Source organism: Terrabacter tumescens (genome assembly GCF_014646815.1).
Taxonomy (GTDB): Bacteria; Actinomycetota; Actinomycetes; order Actinomycetales; family Dermatophilaceae; genus Terrabacter; species Terrabacter tumescens.
On record NZ_BMNZ01000001.1, the window covers coordinates 370,376 to 388,410 of the forward strand.

General features: G+C 72.0%; 14 protein-coding genes and 1 pseudogene. 8 read left to right on the forward strand and 7 right to left on the reverse strand.

Annotated features, from left to right (window positions below; all coding sequences use genetic code 11):
• Positions 1-51 precede the first annotated feature (51 nt).
• A complete protein-coding gene (locus IEY30_RS01750; RefSeq protein WP_030146386.1) occupies positions 52-2,070 on the forward strand; it encodes a phosphocholine-specific phospholipase C in 2,019 nt (672 codons plus the stop codon).
• 36 nt (positions 2,071-2,106) lie between these two features.
• Here the strand turns inward: IEY30_RS01750 and IEY30_RS01755 are convergent, their stop codons facing one another.
• Positions 2,107-3,207: an NAD-dependent epimerase/dehydratase family protein gene (locus tag IEY30_RS01755; protein ID WP_030146385.1), complete on the reverse strand. Its 1,101-nt coding sequence runs from the start codon at positions 3,205-3,207 to the stop codon at positions 2,107-2,109.
• The gene (locus IEY30_RS01760) at positions 3,204-4,622 is read right to left on the reverse strand and encodes a glycosyltransferase 87 family protein (protein WP_162180972.1); all 1,419 of its coding nucleotides are present in this window, start codon (positions 4,620-4,622) and stop codon (positions 3,204-3,206) included. The genes IEY30_RS01755 and IEY30_RS01760 overlap by 4 nt, the downstream gene beginning before the upstream one ends.
• Before the next feature lie 114 nt (positions 4,623-4,736).
• Between IEY30_RS01760 and IEY30_RS21730 the strand changes: the two genes are divergently transcribed.
• The 7 genes and pseudogenes from IEY30_RS21730 to IEY30_RS21740 form a co-directional block, all read left to right on the forward strand.
• Positions 4,737-5,297, forward strand: a complete 561-nt coding sequence (locus IEY30_RS21730) for a hypothetical protein (protein ID WP_229674789.1) — start codon at positions 4,737-4,739, stop codon at positions 5,295-5,297.
• Complete coding sequence (locus IEY30_RS21735; RefSeq protein ID WP_229674790.1) at positions 5,294-5,926, forward strand: molybdopterin-dependent oxidoreductase; 633 nt, start codon at positions 5,294-5,296, stop codon at positions 5,924-5,926. Before IEY30_RS21730 ends, IEY30_RS21735 begins: the two co-directional genes overlap by 4 nt.
• A complete protein-coding gene (locus tag IEY30_RS01770) occupies positions 5,926-6,354 on the forward strand; it encodes a hypothetical protein (RefSeq protein ID WP_156035044.1) in 429 nt (142 codons plus the stop codon). Before IEY30_RS21735 ends, IEY30_RS01770 begins: the two co-directional genes overlap by 1 nt.
• 47 nt (positions 6,355-6,401) lie before the next feature.
• Positions 6,402-7,085: a glycosyltransferase family 2 protein gene (locus IEY30_RS01775; protein ID WP_030146382.1), complete on the forward strand. Its 684-nt coding sequence runs from the start codon at positions 6,402-6,404 to the stop codon at positions 7,083-7,085.
• Positions 7,082-7,777 (forward strand): TIGR04282 family arsenosugar biosynthesis glycosyltransferase, encoded by a 696-nt coding sequence (locus IEY30_RS01780; protein WP_052358142.1) that lies wholly within the window; start codon positions 7,082-7,084, stop codon positions 7,775-7,777. Before IEY30_RS01775 ends, IEY30_RS01780 begins: the two co-directional genes overlap by 4 nt.
• The gene (locus IEY30_RS01785; RefSeq protein ID WP_081920261.1) at positions 7,774-8,535 is read left to right on the forward strand and encodes a class I SAM-dependent methyltransferase; all 762 of its coding nucleotides are present in this window, start codon (positions 7,774-7,776) and stop codon (positions 8,533-8,535) included. The genes IEY30_RS01780 and IEY30_RS01785 overlap by 4 nt, the downstream gene beginning before the upstream one ends.
• Positions 8,536-8,726: 191 nt before the next feature.
• Positions 8,727-9,449 (forward strand): annotated as a pseudogene (locus IEY30_RS21740) (glycosyltransferase 87 family protein); the annotation flags it as partial.
• A gap of 266 nt (positions 9,450-9,715) precedes the next feature.
• On the opposite strand, the gene IEY30_RS01790 reads toward IEY30_RS21740, so the two are convergent.
• Genes IEY30_RS01790 through IEY30_RS01810 form a run of 5 tightly spaced genes read right to left on the reverse strand, consistent with a single transcriptional unit; the run spans position 9,716 to position 17,921 of the window.
• Complete coding sequence (locus IEY30_RS01790) at positions 9,716-10,963, reverse strand: MFS transporter (protein WP_030146379.1); 1,248 nt, start codon at positions 10,961-10,963, stop codon at positions 9,716-9,718.
• Positions 10,964-10,991: 28 nt separating this feature from the next.
• Positions 10,992-11,741, reverse strand: a complete 750-nt coding sequence (gene narI, locus IEY30_RS01795; protein WP_030146378.1) for a respiratory nitrate reductase subunit gamma — start codon at positions 11,739-11,741, stop codon at positions 10,992-10,994.
• On the reverse strand, positions 11,738-12,427 hold the full coding sequence (narJ, locus tag IEY30_RS01800; RefSeq protein ID WP_030146377.1) for a nitrate reductase molybdenum cofactor assembly chaperone: 690 nt from the start codon (positions 12,425-12,427) through the stop codon (positions 11,738-11,740). The genes narI and narJ overlap by 4 nt, the downstream gene beginning before the upstream one ends.
• Positions 12,424-14,139 carry a nitrate reductase subunit beta gene (gene narH, locus IEY30_RS01805; RefSeq protein ID WP_030146376.1) on the reverse strand — a complete coding sequence of 572 codons (1,716 nt, stop codon included), beginning with the start codon at positions 14,137-14,139 and terminating at the stop codon, positions 12,424-12,426. Before narH ends, narJ begins: the two co-directional genes overlap by 4 nt.
• Entirely contained in the window at positions 14,139-17,921 is a 3,783-nt protein-coding gene (locus IEY30_RS01810) for a nitrate reductase subunit alpha (RefSeq protein ID WP_081920259.1), read from the reverse strand. Before IEY30_RS01810 ends, narH begins: the two co-directional genes overlap by 1 nt.
• Positions 17,922-18,035 lie beyond the last annotated feature (114 nt).

The following is an 18,035-nucleotide window of genomic DNA, read 5'->3' on the forward strand; positions in this document are numbered from 1 at the left end:
CCCACGGCATACACCCACCTTCACGAATCCTCCACCACACCAGGAGTTCCCATGGTCGACCTCGACCGACGTCGCTTCCTCCGGATCGCCGGGGGAGCCGCGGCGGCGACGATGCTCAACGAGAGCATCGCGCGCGCTGCCTCCATCCCCGCCAACCGCGCGACCGGCTCGCTCAAGGACGTCGAGCACATCGTCGTCCTGATGCAGGAGAACCGGTCCTTCGAGCACTACCTCGGCAGCCTGCGCGGCGTCCGCGGCTTCGGCGACCCGCACCCCGTGCGCCTGCCCAGCGGCAAGAACGTGTGGCACCAGTCCGACGGCACGCGCGACGTGCTGCCCTTCCACCCCACCGTCGACGACCTCGGCGCCGCGTTCCTCGAGGGCCTGCCGCACAGTTGGACCGACGGCCAGGCGGCGGTCAACAAGGGGCAGTACGACGGGTGGGTGCCGGCCAAGGGCACGACGACGATGGCCCACCTGGAGCGTCAGGACGCGGCCTTCCACTACGCGCTCGCCGACGCCTTCACGGTGTGCGACGCCTACTACTGCTCCTTCATCGGCAACACCGACCCCAACCGCTACTACCTGTGGTCGGGGTGGACGGGCAACGACGGCAAGGGCGGCGGCCCCGTCCTCTACAACGACGAGCTCGGCTACGACTGGCGCACCTACCCGGAGCGGCTCGAGCAGGCCGGCGTCTCGTGGAAGGTCTACCAGGACGAGGGCACCGGCCTCGACGGCGCGGGCTCGTGGGGCTGGACGTCCGACCCCTACATCGGCAACTACGGCGACAACTCGCTGCTCTACTTCAACCGCTACCGCGACGCGAAGCCGGGAGATCCCCTCTACGAGAGGGCGCGTCGCGGCACGAAGGCCCGAGACGGACAGGACTACTTCGAGCTGCTCCGCCGCGACGTCGAGGCGGGCACCCTGCCGTCCGTCAGCTGGGTCGCGGCTCCGGAGGCCTTCAGCGAGCACTCGAACTGGCCGACGAACTACGGGGCCTGGTACATCTCCAAGGTCCTCGACACCCTGACGTCGAACCCCGAGGTGTGGGCCAAGACGGTCCTGCTCATCACCTACGACGAGAACGACGGCTTCTTCGACCACCTCGTGCCGCCGCACCCGAACTCGCCCGTCATCCCCGGCGCGTCGACGGTCTCGACGGTGGACGAGTTCTACGACGGTGAGCACGGTCCCGGCGCCTACGGGATGGGTCCGCGCGTGCCGATGTTCGTCGTCTCGCCGTGGAGCACCGGCGGCTGGGTGAGCTCGGAGACGTTCGACCACACGTCGGTCATCCGGCTCATGGAGACGCGCTTCGGGGTCAAGGAGCCCAACATCACCCCGTGGAGGCGCTCGGTCGCCGGGGACCTGACCTCGGCGTTCGACTTCGGGAAGATCGTGGAGAAGGTGCCCGCGCTCCCGAGCACGACGAGCTGGAAGCCCTTCGACGACCAGCGTCACCCGTCGTACCGGCCCACGCCGCCCGCCGAGGCGTCCATGCCGTCGCAGGAGCCGGGCACGCGTCCGGCACGCCCGACGCCCTACGCGCTCGAGGTGCGCGAGGTCGCCACGCCGGGCGCCGTCACCGTCGACCTCGACAACCGCGGGCGCCGCGGCGCGCACGTCCAGGCACGCCTCGTCGAGCCGGCGGGTGCGCCTCACAGCTACACCGTGGGCGCCGGCGACGAGCTGCGGGCGAGCTGGCCGGTCAGCGGGGAGTACGACATCCACCTGCACGGGCCGAACGGCTTCTTCCGGCGCTTCGCCGGCGACACGCGGACCGACCGGGTGCGCGTCGAGGTCTCGAGGGTCGGGCGCACCCAGCGCCTGTCGGTGGCCGTCGAGGCGCTCCGCGGCGTGCGCGTCACGATTGACGACGCGTATGCCGGGACCTCCGTCGTCGGGAAGCGGTCCTTCGTCGTCGACACGTCCGCCAACGGCGGGTGGTACGACCTGACCGTGGTCGCGCACGACGGCACGTTCCTGCGGGGAGTGGCCGGTCACCTCGAGACGGGTCGCCCGTCCATCAGCGAGCCGGCCCTGGGGCGCGCAACCACGCGCTGACGCGACCCAGCCCGCAGAGGTTTCGTCCCGCCCCGCTCACCCGGCACGCCGCCGGATGGGCGGGGCGGAGCCGGCCGGTGGCCGCAGCGGCGCGTGCGCGAGCTCGAGCATCCCCTCCTCGAACCCGATCCGGGCCCGCCACCCGAGCTCGACCGCAGCGCGCTCCGAGCTGGCGGTGACGTGCCGCACGTCACCGCTCCGGTAGCCGCCGGTGACGACCGGGGCGAGACCGCCGGCCGCGGTGCTGAGCGCCGCGGCCAGCTCGCCGATCGTGTGCACGACGCCGCTGCCGGCGTTGTAGGCCCGCACCGACCCGCGTGGCCGCGAGCCGGTCGCCTCCAGCGCCACCACCACCGCGTCGGCCACGTCGCGCACGTGGACGAGGTCGCGCCGCTGCGCCCCGTCCTCGAGGACGAGCGGTGCCTCGCCCCGTTCGACGGCCGACCGGAAGATGGAGGCGACACCGGCATACGGGGTGTTCATCGGCATCCGCGGACCGTAGACGTTGTGGAAGCGCAGGGCGATGCCGCTCCCACCGCAGGCGAGCGCCCAGGCCGTCGCGAGGTGCTCCTGGTGGAGCTTCGTGGCGGCATACACGTTCTGCGGGTCCAGCAGCGAGTCCTCGCCGACGAGCGTGGGCCGGAGCGCCCCACCGTCGACGCCCACGGGATCGAACCGTCCGGCGTCGAGGTCGACGCGGCGCCGCGGGCGCGGACGCACGACCGTGCCTGCCTCGTCGAGGTAGTCGCCGTCGCCGTAGACGACCATGGACGACGCCAGCACGAGACGCCGGACGTCGGCTCGGGCCACCGCCCCGAGGAGCACGGCGGTGCCGGTCGCATTGGTGTGCACGTAGTCCTCCGTATCGGCGAAGTCGACGCCGAGGCCGACCTTGGCCGCCAGGTGCACGACGCGGTCACAGCCGACGAGGGCGTCCGCGACGTCGTGCGTCGAGGTCGTGTCACCCACGACGACCTCGACGCCGCACAGCTCCCGGAGCGGGCTGAGGTCCGGCGACGGACCGTGCACGTCGGGCCGCAGCGAGTCCAGGACGCGCACCCGGTGGCCGTCGCGGACGAGGGCCTCCACGACGTGCGACCCGATGAACCCCGCGCCTCCCGTGACGAGCGTGGTCATGCACGCACCTCCTCGTGCGCGACGGCGTGCGGCGTGCGCGCGCGGCGTCGCAGGAGCCATCCGGCCACGACGACCACGACGGCGAGGGGGACCACACCGCGCATCACGGCGACGTCCGGGACGAGCAGGTGGGCGGTCATGACGACGGGGACCACGAACCACTCCCAGCGGCCGGTGAGGGCGATGAAGGGCACGAGCACGAGCGCGTACCACGGGTAGGGCGAGCTCAGGACGAGCAGCATGGCGCCCGCACCGACGAGCTGCGCGGTCCACGGGTCGTCGGGGTCGGCGAGGCGCCACTGGGCCACGGCGACGACGACGAGGGCGACGACCGACACGGCGGAGGCGGCCGGCCCCGGCACGACGAGGTTCGCCAGGGTGAAGCCGTCACCGCTCTCGTATCCCTGCTCTCGCAGGTAGCCCGGGAGGTAGCCGAGCACGGCCCCGCCCGAGACGAGCACGAACGGGATGTAGACCACGACGAACGTCGCCGCTGCGGCGGTGACCACCTTGACCGGGCTGAGGCGGACGAGGGGCAGGGCTGCCGTGCCGGGCACGAACTTGACCGCAGCCGCGAGCCCGAGCAGCACCCCCACGAGAACGGGACGTCGCGAGCGCGACCCGGGGCGCGCCCGGCCCGGCACGACCACGAGGGCACCCGCCGCGAGAGTGGCGCCCACGACGAGGGCGACGCCGAGCGCGTCGATGTGGGAGTTCGTGACCGCCTCCGAGGCCACGAAGGGGCACCACCCCCACCACGCCGCCCGGCACGGGTCGAGCCCACGGCGGGACAGCAGGCGCATCACCATGAGGGTGATCGCCACGACGAGGACCAGGCCGGCCAGCTGCATCGGCCACCACGTCGCGCTCGGAGGGACCGCGCCGCGCACGAGCGCGAACCAGCCCTGCGCGACCGGTGGGTAGATGGTCGGGACGGACGGGCGGTTCAAGGTCGTGCAGAGCAGGTCTCCGTCCGGGACGCTCCGCGTCGTGACCACGCGGGAGCCCACGCAGCGTGCCGTGCCGTCGGCCGCGGCCGTCGCCGGCGGGAAGAGCCAGGGCTCGCGCACCCCGTCCAGGGTGTCGGAGGCGGGCGGCTGGGCGTACGGCGAGATGCCCGCGTCGCTCACGATCCCGTCCCAGGCGTAGCGGGCCGAGTCGGTGCTGGTGTTCGGGGGGCCGGCCATGGCGGCGATGCCGATGGCCAGCGTGCCGACCACAACGAGCGCGGCCGCACGTCGCCGGGGCAGCCGACGCTGGGACCACCACGCCACCGCGAAGAGGGCCCAGGCGACCGCGGTCCATCCGAGCAGGGGCAGCCCGTCGGCCCCGTCGAAGATCGACTCGGCCGCGATGAGCCGGGACGTCACGACGGCGAGCGCGACGAGCGCCAAGGTGGTCAGGGCGGTTCTCACCCCACCGATCATGCCGACGTCGGTGCCGCCGGAATGCTTCCGCAGCAACGGCGTTCGCAATTCGTAAGAAGTCCGTCATGGTCGATGCGAGCCCGGCCCTCGACGCTGGAGAGCGTGAACCGACTCACGCAGAACATCGACGACCTCCTCGTCCCACGGCTGGAAGCCGTCCGCCGCGGACTCGACTCTCCGGCGCGCACGACCCGGAACGCGGTCGTCATCGGGCGGCTCCTCGGAGCCGACCTGGTGGTCGTCCTGCTCACGGGGATGTGGAGCCACGTCGTGCAGGAGCCGCCGACATGGCTCACGCTGCCGACGCGTCCGGCCGGCCTCTACCAGTGGACGCAGGGCGCGCACGTCCTCCTCGGCACGATGATGCTGCCCCTCGTGCTCGCCAAGCTGTGGGTGGTCTACCCGAGGCTCTTCGAGTGGCCTCCGGTCACGTCCCTGCCGAGTGCGGTCGAGCGGTTGTCCGTGGCGCTGCTCGTGTCGACCGGCCTCCTCCAACCGGTGATCGGCCTCGTCAACACCTTCCAGTGGTACCCGTGGCCCTTCCCGTTCCGGCAGACGCACTACGCGCTCGCCTGGGTGATGGCCGGAGCGGTCCTCCTCCATGTCGCGGTGAAGCTGCCGCTCGTCGTGGGCCACTGGCGTGCGGGAGGTGGATCCCGTTGAGGCGCCGACAGGTCGACGTCCCTGAGTCAGCCGACCAGGTGTCGCGGCGGACGTTGCTGACGTCCACCGGCCTCGGCGTGGCCGCGCTGGGTCTGCTCGGCGCCGGACAGACCGTCGGCTGGATCGAGCCCCTGGCCCGGATCGTCCCGCGGGACCGCGCCGTCGGGCCGCAGGGCCTGCCCGTCAACCGCACCGCGGCGCAGGCCGGGGTCACCACCGCCGCGATCGACCCCGCGTGGCGGCTGCTCGTGCGCACCCCGACGGCGAGCACCTCCTTCTCACGGGAGAGCCTGCTGGCCATGCCGCAGTCGCGCTCGGCGCTGCCGATCGCCTGCGTCGAGGGCTGGAGCGCCGACGGCGTGTGGGACGGCGTCGCGCTGCGGGACCTGCTCGTCGCGGCCGGTGCCTCGCCGGGGTCGCGCCTGCGCCTGACGAGCCTCGAGCGCGACGGGGCCTATACGGTCACCGAGATGCCGGGGGAGTATGCCGCCGACCCCCTGACGCTCGTCGCGCTCGCCCTCGGGGGGCGACCGCTCCACGTGGAGCACGGCTACCCGGCACGGGTCATCGCGCCAGGACGTCCCGGGGTGCTCCAGACCAAGTGGCTCTCCTCGGTCGAGGTGCTGTGATGCGCGCCGTCCGGGTGCTCCTCGTGATGGTCGGTGCGGGCCTCGTCGCCGTCGGGGTGGCCGAGGCCCTCGCGCACCTCACCGTCGGGCAGCTGGGGGGCCTCGGTGTCTGGCTGGCCGGTGCCATCGTCGTGCACGACGCACTGGTGGCTCCGGCGACCGCAGTCGTGTCGCGGATGGTCGAGAGGGGCGGGCGGGCCCTTTCGCCTGTCTCTCGTGGCATCCTGCGCGTCGGTCTCGTCGTGGGCTCGGTGCTGACCCTCGTCCTGGTTCCCGGTGTCGTGGCCCAGGGCCGAGGCACCTCCAACCCCACGGTCCTCACCCACGACTACGCGGCGACGCTCGGCGTGGTCTGGGCTGTGGTCACAGCGGTCACTGTCGCGAGTGTGCTTGTGTCGCAGGGTCGTTCGGACGTTCGCGGTTCGTAAGGACTTCGCAACACCGTTGCCCGCGCCGGCCTCCTAGCGTCAGTGACGTGCATCCGACGCCAGCCAGCAACGTCCTCGTCGACATCGTCCTCCCGTGCCTCGACGAGGCCCGGGCCCTGCCCGCGGTGCTCGCCGCCGTGCCGCCCGGTTGTCGTGCCGTCGTCGTCGACAACGGTTCGACGGACGGTAGTGCAGCCGTCGCGGCGCGACTCGGCGCCCTCGTGGTCAGCGAGCCCCGGCGCGGGTACGGGGCGGCCGCCCATGCGGGCCTGTGCGCGGCCACCGCGCCGCTGGTGGCCTTCTGCGACGCCGACGGCTCGCTCGACCTCGCGGACGTGACCCGACTCGCCCGGAGCGTCCTGGCCGGCGACGCGGACCTCGTCCTCGGACGGCGTCGCCCGGTCTCGGATGGGGCGTGGCCCCTGCACGCGCGGCTCGCCAACCGCGAGCTCGCGCGGAGGATCCGGCGCCGGACCGGACTGCCCCTGACGGACCTGGGCCCGCTTCGCGTCGGTCGGCGCGAGGCCCTCCTGGGTCTCGGACTCACCGACCGGCGCAGCGGCTACCCGCTCGAGACGGTGCTACGGGCGCAGGCGGCCGGGTGGCGCATCCGCGAGGAGGACGTGGCCTATGCGCCCCGGGTCGGGCGCTCGAAGGTGACGGGCACGGTCCGGGGCAGCCTCGAGGCGGTCCTCGACATGTCGCGCCTGCTCGCTGAGACAGCCCGATGACGACGCTCGCGGTCGTCGCCAAGGAGTGCGTGCCCGGACGGGTGAAGACCCGGCTGTGTCCGCCCCTGACCCCGGCGCACGCCGCGCTCGTCGCACGGGCAGCCCTGATGGACACCCTCGACGCGGTGCGTCGTGCGGGAGGTCATTCCCTCCTCTATCTCGACGGAGCCGAGACGGACTGCGCTGCAGACGGTTTCGAGGTGATGTCGCAGTGTCAAGGCCCGTTGGACGTGCGTCTGGCCCATCTGCTCGACTCGTGCGACGGGCCGACCGTGCTCATCGGGATGGACACCCCGCAGGTCGACCCACGGCTGCTCCGTCGACTCGCGTCCGAGCCGTGGCCCGACGACGTCGACGCCTGGTTCGGGGCGGCGGCCGACGGCGGCTTCTGGCTGCTCGGGCTGCGGGAGCCGACGGGCGACGTCGTGCGCGGTGTCCCGATGTCGCTCGCGTCGACGGGGGACGAGGTGCGCGGCCGTCTCGACGCAGCCGGCTTGAGGACGCGCGACGTGCCCGTGCTCGTCGACGTCGACACGGCTGCGGAGGCCGTCGCAGTCGCTGCCGCGGCTCCGCGGAGCCGGTTCGCCGCACAGTGGCACGCCTCGATCGCCGAGCTCTCCGAGCTCGCCGGCGCCGATCCGGCCACTCCCGTGTCCGTGCCGGCGGCGAATCACGCCGCGGTGGCGTCATGAGACTCTCCGTGAGCCCCGCGGTGACAACGCCGCCCCAGGAGCCGGTGGAGGCCAATGCCCACCGCGCGACGGGGCCGACAGGAGGCCGCACCGCTCACTTCGGTCACGGGGGAGCACTGCCCTACGAGGTCGCACTGGCTCTCGGCATCGGCACGCTGCTCCTGCGGCCGCGGGACGCGCCAGGCGCGACGCCCTGGGTCGTCGAGGTGGCGCGCTACCTCGACGACGCGGACCGCGTCGACCGCCTCCTGCTGCGGCGGACGTCCGGCTCGGTGCTGGACGTCGGCTCGGGCCCGGGACGCATGGTGGCCGAGGCGCGTCGGCGCGGCCGGGTCGCGCTCGGCATCGACGTGTCCCCGGCCGCCGTCGCGATGGCCCGTGCCGCCGGACGGCCGGTCGAGCACTGCTCGGTCTTCGACGACGTGCCCGGGGAGGGTGGATGGGGGACGACGCTCCTGCTCGACGGGAACATCGGGATCGGCGGTGACCCCGGGGTGCTGCTCGCCCGGTGCGCCGAGCTCACGGCCCCGGGCGGCATCGTCGTCGTCGAGAGCGACCTCGACCCCGAGCGTGACCACCGTTTCGCCGCAGTGCTCGTCGCAGCGGACGGCTCGGGCAGTGCTGCGTTCCCGTGGGCGGTGGCCGGCTCACGAGTCGTCGAGTCCGTCGCGAGGACGGTCGGTCTGGCTCCGCACGGACGGCTGAGGCGCGGTGGTCGGCACTTCGTCCTGCTGCGTCGCGGCGACGCACGGCAGTGAACGTGCCGAGCACGTGGGCCACATGGGCCACGTGGGCCAGGTGGGCCACGTGGGCCAGGTGGCCAGGTCGGGCGCTGCTCGCGGCAGCGCTGGTCGTCGCGACGCTCGTGGCGGTCCGTGGTGGGCACGTCGACCTCGAGGTCTACGCGCGTGCCGGGGAGCGCTGGCTCTCGGGCCTCGACCCGTATGCCGTGCGCCCGGAGTACCCCTTCACCTACCCGCCGTTCGCGGCCGTCCTCGCCGCCGCTGTGACGCTGGCGCCGTCGCTCAGCCTCGTGGTGCTCGGGGTGGCCACCGCCGGAGCGGCCGCCTGGGCGGCGCAGACCGTCTGGCTGGCCGACGTCGACCCACAGGACGGCGCCGACGGGGGAGCGGTCCTCACGACGGCCCGCACCGACCGCCTCCCCGTGGTCCTGGCCCTCGCCGTCGGCAGCGAGCCGGTGCTGCGTGGGCTCCACCTCGGTCAGGTCAACGGGGTGGTGGTCGGTCTCGTGCTCGTCGACCTGCTCGTGGTCCCGGTGCGTCACCGAGGATGGCTCACCGGGCTGGCCGCGGGGCTGAAGCTGACGCCGCTGGTCTTCGGGCTGCACCTCGCGGTGCGTCGGGAGGGCCGCGCACTGGCCCACCTGGCTCTCGGCTTCGTCCTCACGGTCGTGATCGGGCTGGTGGCGCTGCCGCGGTCGGCCGTCCGCTTCTGGAGCGAGCTCGTCGTCAGGGCAGACCGGGTCGGCGACCCCGGCTACGTGGACAACCAGAGCGTCCTCGGAGCCGCGACGCGAGCCGTGCCCGGAGCGGCGGTTCCGGTGTGGGTCGTGGCCGCCGTGGTCGTGCTCGGGCTTGCGGTGGTGGCCATGGTCCGGCGACGCAGGCGGCCTCCCCTCGAGGGGGTCGTCGTCGCCGGCCTGGCCGGTCTGCTCGTCTCCCCGATCTCGTGGTCGCACCACTGGCTGCTGCTCCCCGCGGCGGGCCTGCTCTGCTGGCGCGAGGGCGCACGACTGCTGGGCGGCGTGACGGTCGTGGTGGCCGTCACCGCACCGCAGTGGTCCACAGCGCTCACCGGGCTGCCCGGCCCGGTCGGGCAGCTCGCGGCGAGCTCGGTCACCGTGGTGGGCGTCGCGTGCCTGGCCGCCCTAGCCCGGACCGCAGCCGCACCCGTACCGACGGCGAGCCGGCCGGTGGCTCAGGCCCGACGGGGCCGCCGCTCCGGTGAGCTCGTGACGGCCGACCGGATGCCGGCCTGGGAGAAGACCAGGGCCGCGGCGGCGACGACGGCGAGCAGCACGAGGCCCACGCCGTACTGCGGCATCAGCTTCTCGTACGTCGCGCCGAGCACGAGCGGCGGGAAGTAGCCGCCGAGGCCGCCCGCCGCGCCGACGAGGCCGGTGACGCTGCCGACCCGCTCGGCCGGCGCCGCCTTGGCCACCCAGGCGAAGACCCCTCCGGTGCCGAGGCCGAGGAAGAACGCGATGGCCACGAAGGAGAGCCCGGCGGGCAGCTCGAGCGGGGGCCGGAGCGCGAGCACGACCGCGAGGACCGTGGTGCCGGCGAGCGAGATGGCGAGCACCCGGCGCGGGCCGATGCGGTCGCTGAGGATGCCGCCGAGCGGGCGGGCCAGCACCGCGGCGATGGCGAAGCCTGCCGTGCGGGTGCCGGCTGCCGTGAGGTCGAAGGAGTAGACGTCCTTGAGGTAGGTCGGCAGGTACGTCGAGAAGGCGACGAACCCACCGAACGCGACGGCATACAGGAACGACATCTGCCAGGTGATCGGCAGGCGCAGCGCTGCGGCGAGCTTGGGCACGACGGGGTCGGTGTTCGGGTGCCAGACCGGCGAGTTGCGCATCCACGTCCAGCAGATCGCGGCGGTGGCCGCCAGCGCGACGGCGAGGATGACGTGCGTCGTCGTGTAGCCGAACCACGTCACGAACCGCGGGGTGAAGAAGGCCGACAGTGCCGTGCCACCCATGCCGGCGCCGAAGACGCCGGTCGCGAAGCCGCGCCGGTCGGCGCGGAACCACGCGTTGACGAACGGGATGCCCACCGCGAACGTCGTGCCCGCGATGCCGAGGAAGAAGCCGAAGACGAGCATGAGCGCGAAGGAGCGCGCGTTGCCGGCGACGGCGACGAGCAGCACGAACGGGATGCTTGCCAGGGTGAGCAGGGGGAACATGACGCGGCCGCCGAAGCGGTCGGTCAGCGCTCCGACGGGGATGCGCCCGACCGAGCCGACGAGCACGGGAGTCGCGACGAGCAGCGCCTTCTGGCTGCTGCTCAGCCCCATCTCGCCGGTGTAGCGCACCCCGAGCGGGCCGATGATGTTCCACGCCCAGAACGTGATGGTGAAGGCGAAGAGGGCGAGCGCGAGGTTGCGGGTCTGGCCGGACAGGTCGGGTTCGGCGTCCGCGCGGAGGCTGGCCGCGGTCTGGCTCATGGTGGCTCCTGGTGGTGGGTCGGGCCGCTCAGCGGCGAGGGTCGCGGTCTGTCGTGCCGACGCCGCTCCAGCCGGGACGGCTCGCTCGGTTGCCGGAGGTCTGGCGGTCGCGGGACCGGTAGACGATGTAGGGACGGAAGAGGTAGTGCAGCGGCGCCGTGAAGGCGTGCACCAGCCGCGTGAAGGGCCACAACGCGAAGAGCAGCATCCCGACGATCGCGTGGATGTGGAACTGGATCGGTGCCGCGGCCATCGAGGCGACGTCGGGCCGGAGCAGGAAGACCGACCGGAACCACGGCGAGACCGTCTCGCGGTAGTTGTGCGCCTCGCTGCCGGCCCCGACGCTGACGAGCGTCGTCCAGAGGCCGAGGACGATCGCACCGACGAGCAGGACGTACATCAGCTTGTCGTTCCGCGTCGTCGCCATGAAGACGGGTCCGGTCGTGCGGCGCCGGTAGACGAGGATGAGGATGCCGGCGAGCGTGCACACCCCGGCGATGCCGCCGAAGAGCAGGGAGTTGAAGTGGTAGAGCCCTTCGCTGACCCCGACGGCGTCGGTCCACGACTCCGGGATGACGAGACCTCCGACGTGCCCGAAGAAGACGAGCAGGATGCCGAAGTGGAAGAGCGGCGACCCGATGCGCAGCAGCCGCGACTCGTAGAGCTGCGACGAGCGGGTCGTCCAGCCGAACTTGTCGTAGCGGTAGCGCCACACCGTGCCGCCGACGAGGCTGGCGACGCACAGGTAGGGCAGCACGCCCCACAGGAAGGTGTTCATGACGGCGCCCCTGACGACGCGGCCGACGGGATCGGTTGCAGCGGAGGCAGTCTCGGGTCGTACGGCTCCAGCCCCACGGACTCGCTCGGGTGCGGTCCCGTCATCCCGACCATCTCCATGACGGCCGCGCGGTCCGCCGGGGAGTCCCCGGGAAGGGTTGCGCACACGGCGACGACGGCACCGGCATACGGACTCTGCCTCTCCTGCAGCGCGATCCGCAGCAGCTCGAGGCTCGGGCGGTAGTCCTGGAGGATGGTGCGGCCCGCGTCGGCGTCCACGCGAGCGGCGAACTCGAGCACCATCGGGAGGTAGTCGGGCAGCTCACCGTGCGTGTCGACGACGGCTCCACTGCTGCGGTATGCCGTCTTGAACCGTCCCAGCACCTCGCCGCGCCGGCGCGTGTCACCGTCGGTCCAGTAGGACAGGTAGAGGGCGTGCTTGCGACTGAGGTCGAAGGTGTCGACGTAGGTGCGCTGGACGTCCGCGAGCGGCCCGGAGCCCAGGTGGTCGAGGACCTCTGCGAGCGGTGTGGTGGCGGGGGAGGGCCCCCGCTCGGCCAGCGCCCGCCGCATGGCCGGGACCTCGGCGACGAGCTCGGCGGTCGGGTAGTCGAGGCAGCGACCGGCCACGAGGTGCACGACCCGGTCGTCGGCGACCGGCGCCGCCCGGCGTCGCAGCCCGATCACGACGCGTCCCCGGTGCGGCCGCCGTCGCTGCCGTTCGCGCTGTCGTCGGGGAAGAGCCCGGGAGGGGCGCCGCGACCGTCCCAGTTGAGCAGGTTGACGCGGCCGCGCAGCTCGCCGGAGGCCGTGGTCGGAGTCGTCGACTCGGAGGTCTGGCGCTGCTTCAGCGCGTTGAACGTCTCGACCGCGACGGGCGCCGGCCGGCCGCTCGCCTCGCCGAACGGGCCCGACTCGTACATCCCCGGACCTTCGTCGAAGTCGAGTGAGCAGCCGATCTCCTCGAGCTCGTGCGCGCGCTCGACATGGGCGGTGGGGATGACGTAGCGCTCGTCGTACTTCGCGATCGCCATGAGGCGGTACATCTCGTAGAGGGTCTCCTCGTCGAGGCCCACGGCCGCCGGGATCGACGGGTCCCCGTCGCGCCCCAGCGAGACGTCGCGCATGTAGGCGCGCATCGCGGCGAGCTTGCGGAGCACGTCCGTGACGATGTCGGTGCGGCCGGCGGTGAAGAGCTCGGCGAGGTAGTCGACGGGGATCCGGAGCGCCTCGATCGCTCCGAAGAGCACGCCCCGGTCCTCGGCGTCATGTCCTTGTGCCGCAAGGAGGTCCACGACCGGAGAGAGCGGTGGGACGTACCAGACCATCGGCATGGTGCGGTACTCCGGGTGCAGCGGGAGGGCGACGCGGTACTTCTTGGCGAGGGCGTAGACCGGTGACCGCCGCGCAGCGTCCATCCAGTCGTCGGGTATGCCGTCGCGCCGGGCGGCCGCGATGACCTCGGGGTCGCTCGGGTCGAGCAGGAGGTCGAGCTGCGCCTCGTAGAGGTCAGCCTCGTCGGGGGTCGCGGCTGCCGCGGTGACGCGGTCGGCGTCGTAGAGGAAGAGCCCGAGGTAACGCAGCCGGCCGACGCACGTCTCGGAGCAGACGGTGGGCAGGCCGACCTCGACGCGCGGGTAGCAGAAGGTGCACTTCTCGGCCTTGCCGCTCTTGTGGTTGAAGTAGATCTTCTTGTACGGGCAGCCGGTGATGCACTGGCGCCAGCCGCGGCACCGGTCCTGGTCGACGAGGACGATGCCGTCCTCCTCGCGCTTGTAGATCGCGCCGGACGGGCAGGAGGCCATGCACGAGGGGTTGAGGCAGTGCTCGCAGATGCGGGGGAGGTAGAACATGAACGTCTGCTCGAGCTCGAAGCGGACCTTCTCCTCGGACTCGCGGCGCACGGAGTCGTTGAGCTTGGCGACGATCGGGTCGAGGTGGCCCATCTCGCTCGTGCCGCCGAGGTTGTCGTCCCAGTTCGCCGACCACGTGATCTTCGTGTTCTCGCCGGTGATGAGCGACTTGGGCCGCGCGACGGGGAAGTCGTCGCCGAGGGGTGCCTCGACGAGGGTCTGGTAGTCGTAGGTCCACGGCTCGTAGTAGTCCGCCAGCTTGGGCTGCACCGGGCTCGCGAAGATGCCGAGGAGCTTCTGCACGCGGCCGCCGGCCTTGAGCTTCAGGCTTCCCCGATGGGTGAGCGTCCACCCGCCCTTCCACGTCTCCTGGTCCTCGTAGCGGCGCGGGTATCCCTGACCGGGCCGCGTCTCGACGTTGTTGAACCAGACGTACTCGGTGCCGGCGCGGTTGGTCCACGCCTGCTTGCACGTGACCGAGCAGGTGTGGCACCCGATGCACTTGTCGAGGTTCATCACCATGCCCATCTGGGCCATGACTCGCATCAGTAGGTCACCTCCTGGGAGCGCTTGCGGACCGTGGAGACCATGTCGCGCTGGTTGCCGGTCGGTCCGAGGTAGTTGAACGTGTAGGACAGCTGGGCGTAGCCGCCGATGAGGTGGGTCGGCTTGACGAGCAACCGCGTCACCGAGTTGTGGATGCCGCCCCGGCGCCCGGTGGCCTCGGACTTCGGGACGTCGATGGTGCGCTCCTGGGCGTGGTGGACGTAGACGACGCCCTCGGGCATGCGGTGGCTGACGATCGCGCGTCCGACGAGCACGCCGTTGTCGTTGACGCACTCGACCCAGTCGTTGTCGGCGACGTCGATGGAGCCGGCGTCCTGCGGGCTCATCCAGACGGTGGGGCCTCCGCGCGAGAGCGAGAGCATGAGCAGGTTGTCCTGGTACTCGGAGTGGATGGACCACTTGGAGTGGGGCGTCAGGTAGCGGACCGTCACCTGCTTGCCGCCGTCGGGCCCCAGTCTCGGCTCGCCGAAGAGTCGGTGCATGTCGAGCGGTGGCCGGTAGATCGGCAGCGCCTCGCCGACGTCCTGCATCCAGTCGTGGTCGAGGTAGAAGTGCATGCGGCCGGTGAGGGTGTGGAAGGGCTTGAGCCGCTCGATGTTGACGGTGAACGGCGCGTAGCGCCGGCCGCCGGTCTCGGACCCGGACCACTCGGGCGAGGTGATGACCGGCACCGGCTGGACCTGCGTGTCCGCGAAGGTGATCCGCTTCTCCTCGGACCCCTCGGCGAGGTCGACGAGCTTCTTGCCGACGCGCTCCTCGAGGCTGCGGAAGCCCTGCACCGCCAGGTGCCCGTTCGTCGTGCCCGAGAAGGTGAGGATCGCCTCGGCCATCTTGGCGTCCGTGTCGATCGCCGGGCGGCCGTTGCCGGCGCCGCCCAGCATGACACCGTTCTTGGCCGCGAGCCGGCCGACCTCCTCCTCGACGCGGTACGTGACGTTCTTGACCGTGAAACCGAGCGTGTCGGCGAGCGGTCCCACGGAGGCGAGCTTCTCGGCGATGGCGGTGTAGTCGCGCTCGACGAGCTGGAAGACGGGCATCGTCTTGCCCGGGGTGCCGGGCTGCCCGGTGGTGCGCCAGTCGACCGCGCGACCTCCGGGCTGGGCGGTCTCGCCAGCGGTGTCGTGCATGAGCGGCACGCTGACGAGGTCCTTGCGCACGCCGAGGTGGGTGCGCGCGAGGTCCGAGAGCTTCTCGGCGAGCAGGTGGAAGAGCTCGAAGTCGCTCTTGGCCTCCCACGGCGGGTCGATGGCCGGGGTGAAGGCGTGCACGAACGGGTGCATGTCGGTCGAGCTGAGGTCGTGCTTCTCGTACCACGTCGCCGCGGGCAGCACGATGTCCGACAGGAGCGTCGTCGAGGTCATGCGGAAGTCGGCCGAGAGCAGCAGGTCGAGCTTGCCCTCGGGTGCCTCGTCGTGCCACTTCACCTCGGACGGCCTTGGTGCGTTGGGGTTCTCGCTGCCCATGACGTTGTGGTGCGTGCCGAGCAGGTTGCGCAGGAAGTACTCGTTGCCCTTGGCCGACGAGCCCATGAGGTTGCTGCGCCAGAGCACCAGGGTGCGCGGCCAGTTCTCGGGGGCGTCGACGTCCTCGATCGCCGAGGTCAGCGAGCCGTCGTGCAGGGCACCGGCCACGTATGCCGCGGGGCTGGCGGCGGTGCCCGCGTCGACGGCGGCCTGGGCGTCCTCGGCCACCTGGAGCGGGTTGGTGCCGAACTGCGGGTAGAAGGGCATCCACCCCATCCGCGCGGACTGCGCGATGGTGTCTGCCGTGTGCTTGCCGGCCAGGTGGCCCTTGGCGAGAGGGGAGTTCAGCGAGTCGGCCGAGTAGCCGTCGTTGCGCCACTGGTCGGTGTGCATGTACCAGTACGACGTGCCCGTCATGGTGCGCGGCGGCCGTCCCCAGTCGAGCGCGTTGGCCAGCGAGATCCAGCCGGTGATGGGCCGGCACTTCTCCTGGCCGACGTAGTGCGCCCAGCCGCCGCCGTTGCGGCCCATGCAGCCGGTGAGGACGAGGAGCGAGAGGATTGCGCGGTAGGTCGCGTCACCGTGGAACCACTGGCAGATGCCGGCACCCATGATGATCATCGAGCGGCCTTGTGACTGCTCGGAGTTCGTCGCGAACTCGCGCGCGATGCGGATGCACTGCTCGGCGGGGACGCCCGTCACCTCGGCCTGCCACGCGGGCGTGTAGGGAGTGGTCACGTCGTCGTAGCCAGTCGGCCACGCGCCCGGCAGACCCGGCCGCTCGACGCCGTACTGGGCGAGCATGAGGTCGTAGACGGTCGTCACGAGGTGGCCGCCGACGCGGCGGGCGGGCACGCCCCGGCGCAGCACCGAGCCGGTGCCGTCGGGCTCGACGAAGGCCGGGAGCAGCACCTCGACGGGTTCGGTGTCGCCTCCGGCCATGGTGAGCGCCGGCGTGACGCCCTCGAGGTCGAGGTTCCACCGGCCCTTGCCGGAGTCCGCGTAGCGGAAGCCCATCGAGCCGTTGGGCACGACCGGCTGACCGGTCGTGCCGTCGAGCAGCACCGTCTTCCAGGCGTCCTCGTCGGCGACCGAGGCGCCGTCGGCCGCGAGGTCGGCGGCGGTGAGGAACTTGCCGGGCACGAAGGCGCCGGCGTCCGCGTCACCCGGCGCGGCGGCATACTCACCCTCGGCGTCCTCGAGACGGATGAGGAAGGGCAGGTCGCTGTAGGTGCGCACGTAGTCGGTGAAGAAGCCGACCTCGCGGTCGACGAAGAACTCCTTGAGCAGCACGTGTCCCATTGCCATGGCGAGCGCCGCGTCGGTGCCGGCCTGGGCGGGCATCCACTCGTCGGCGAACTTCGTGTTGTCGGCGTAGTCAGGGCTGACCGTGACGACCTTGGTGCCGCGGTAGCGCACCTCCGCCATCCAGTGCGCGTCGGGCGTGCGGGTGACGGGGACGTTGGAGCCCCACATCATGAGATAGGTCGCGTCCCACCAGTCGCCCGACTCGGGGACGTCGGTCTGGTCGCCGAAGACCTGCGGGCTCGCGACGGGCAGGTCGGCGTACCAGTCGTAGAAGCTCGTCATGACGCCGCCGATGAGCTGGATGAAGCGGGTGCCGACACAGTGCGACACCATCGACATGGCCGGGATCGGTGAGAAGCCGGCGACCCGGTCGGGGCCGTACTCCCTGATGGTGTGCACGTGGGCGGCGGCGGCGATCTCGACGGCCTCACCCCACGAGGCGCGCACGAGCCCGCCCTTGCCGCGGGCGCTCTGGTAGCGCCGGCGCTTCTCCGGGTCGGTCGTGATCTCGTGCCAGGCCGCGACCGGGTCGCCGAGTCGTGCCTTGGCCTCGCGGTACATCTCGAGCAGGACGCCCCGCACGTAGGGATAGCGCACGCGCGTGGGGGAGTAGGTGTACCAGGAGAAGGCCGCGCCGCGGGGACAGCCGCGCGGCTCGTACTCCGGCCGGTCGGGGCCGACAGAGGGATAGTCCGTCTGCTGCGTCTCCCAGGTGATGATCCCGTCCTTGACGTAGACCTTCCACGAGCAGGAGCCCGTGCAGTTGACGCCGTGGGTCGAGCGGACGACCTTGTCGTGGCTCCACCGGTCGCGGTAGAAGACGTCGCCGGCCCGGCCACCCTCACGGAACACCGCGCGGCCGTCGTCGGACTCCTCCCACCGCGTGAAGAACCGTCCGGTCTTGAGCAGTGCCGCCGAAGCCGGGCCGTCGACACCCCCGGAGGCCTGCGCTGGGCTGGAACGGTAGGCGGCACTCACGGGCGCTCCCACGGTCGGACGGTGAGGTGGGACTGGGGACGCACGGATCCTCCAAATCGGCGACGGAGATCGTCCAAACGATCGGTTGCACTGCGCTCGAGGACAGGCGCAGTGCCGCCGCCCGCT

Bases quoted from the DNA above. Each gene is read 5' to 3' on its own strand.
- IEY30_RS01770 (WP_156035044.1), top strand. From the start codon at position 5,926: ATGCGCGCCGTCCGGGTGCTCCTCGTGATGGTCGGTGCGGGCCTCGTC.
- IEY30_RS01790 (WP_030146379.1), bottom strand. From the start codon at position 10,963: ATGAGCCAGACCGCGGCCAGCCTCCGCGCGGACGCCGAACCCGACCTG.
- IEY30_RS01780 (WP_052358142.1), top strand. From the start codon at position 7,082: ATGACGACGCTCGCGGTCGTCGCCAAGGAGTGCGTGCCCGGACGGGTG.
- narI (WP_030146378.1), bottom strand. From the start codon at position 11,741: ATGAACACCTTCCTGTGGGGCGTGCTGCCCTACCTGTGCGTCGCCAGC.
- IEY30_RS01785 (WP_081920261.1), top strand. From the start codon at position 7,774: ATGAGACTCTCCGTGAGCCCCGCGGTGACAACGCCGCCCCAGGAGCCG.
- IEY30_RS01755 (WP_030146385.1), bottom strand. From the start codon at position 3,207: ATGACCACGCTCGTCACGGGAGGCGCGGGGTTCATCGGGTCGCACGTC.
- narH (WP_030146376.1), bottom strand. From the start codon at position 14,139: ATGCGAGTCATGGCCCAGATGGGCATGGTGATGAACCTCGACAAGTGC.
- IEY30_RS01750 (WP_030146386.1), top strand. From the start codon at position 52: ATGGTCGACCTCGACCGACGTCGCTTCCTCCGGATCGCCGGGGGAGCC.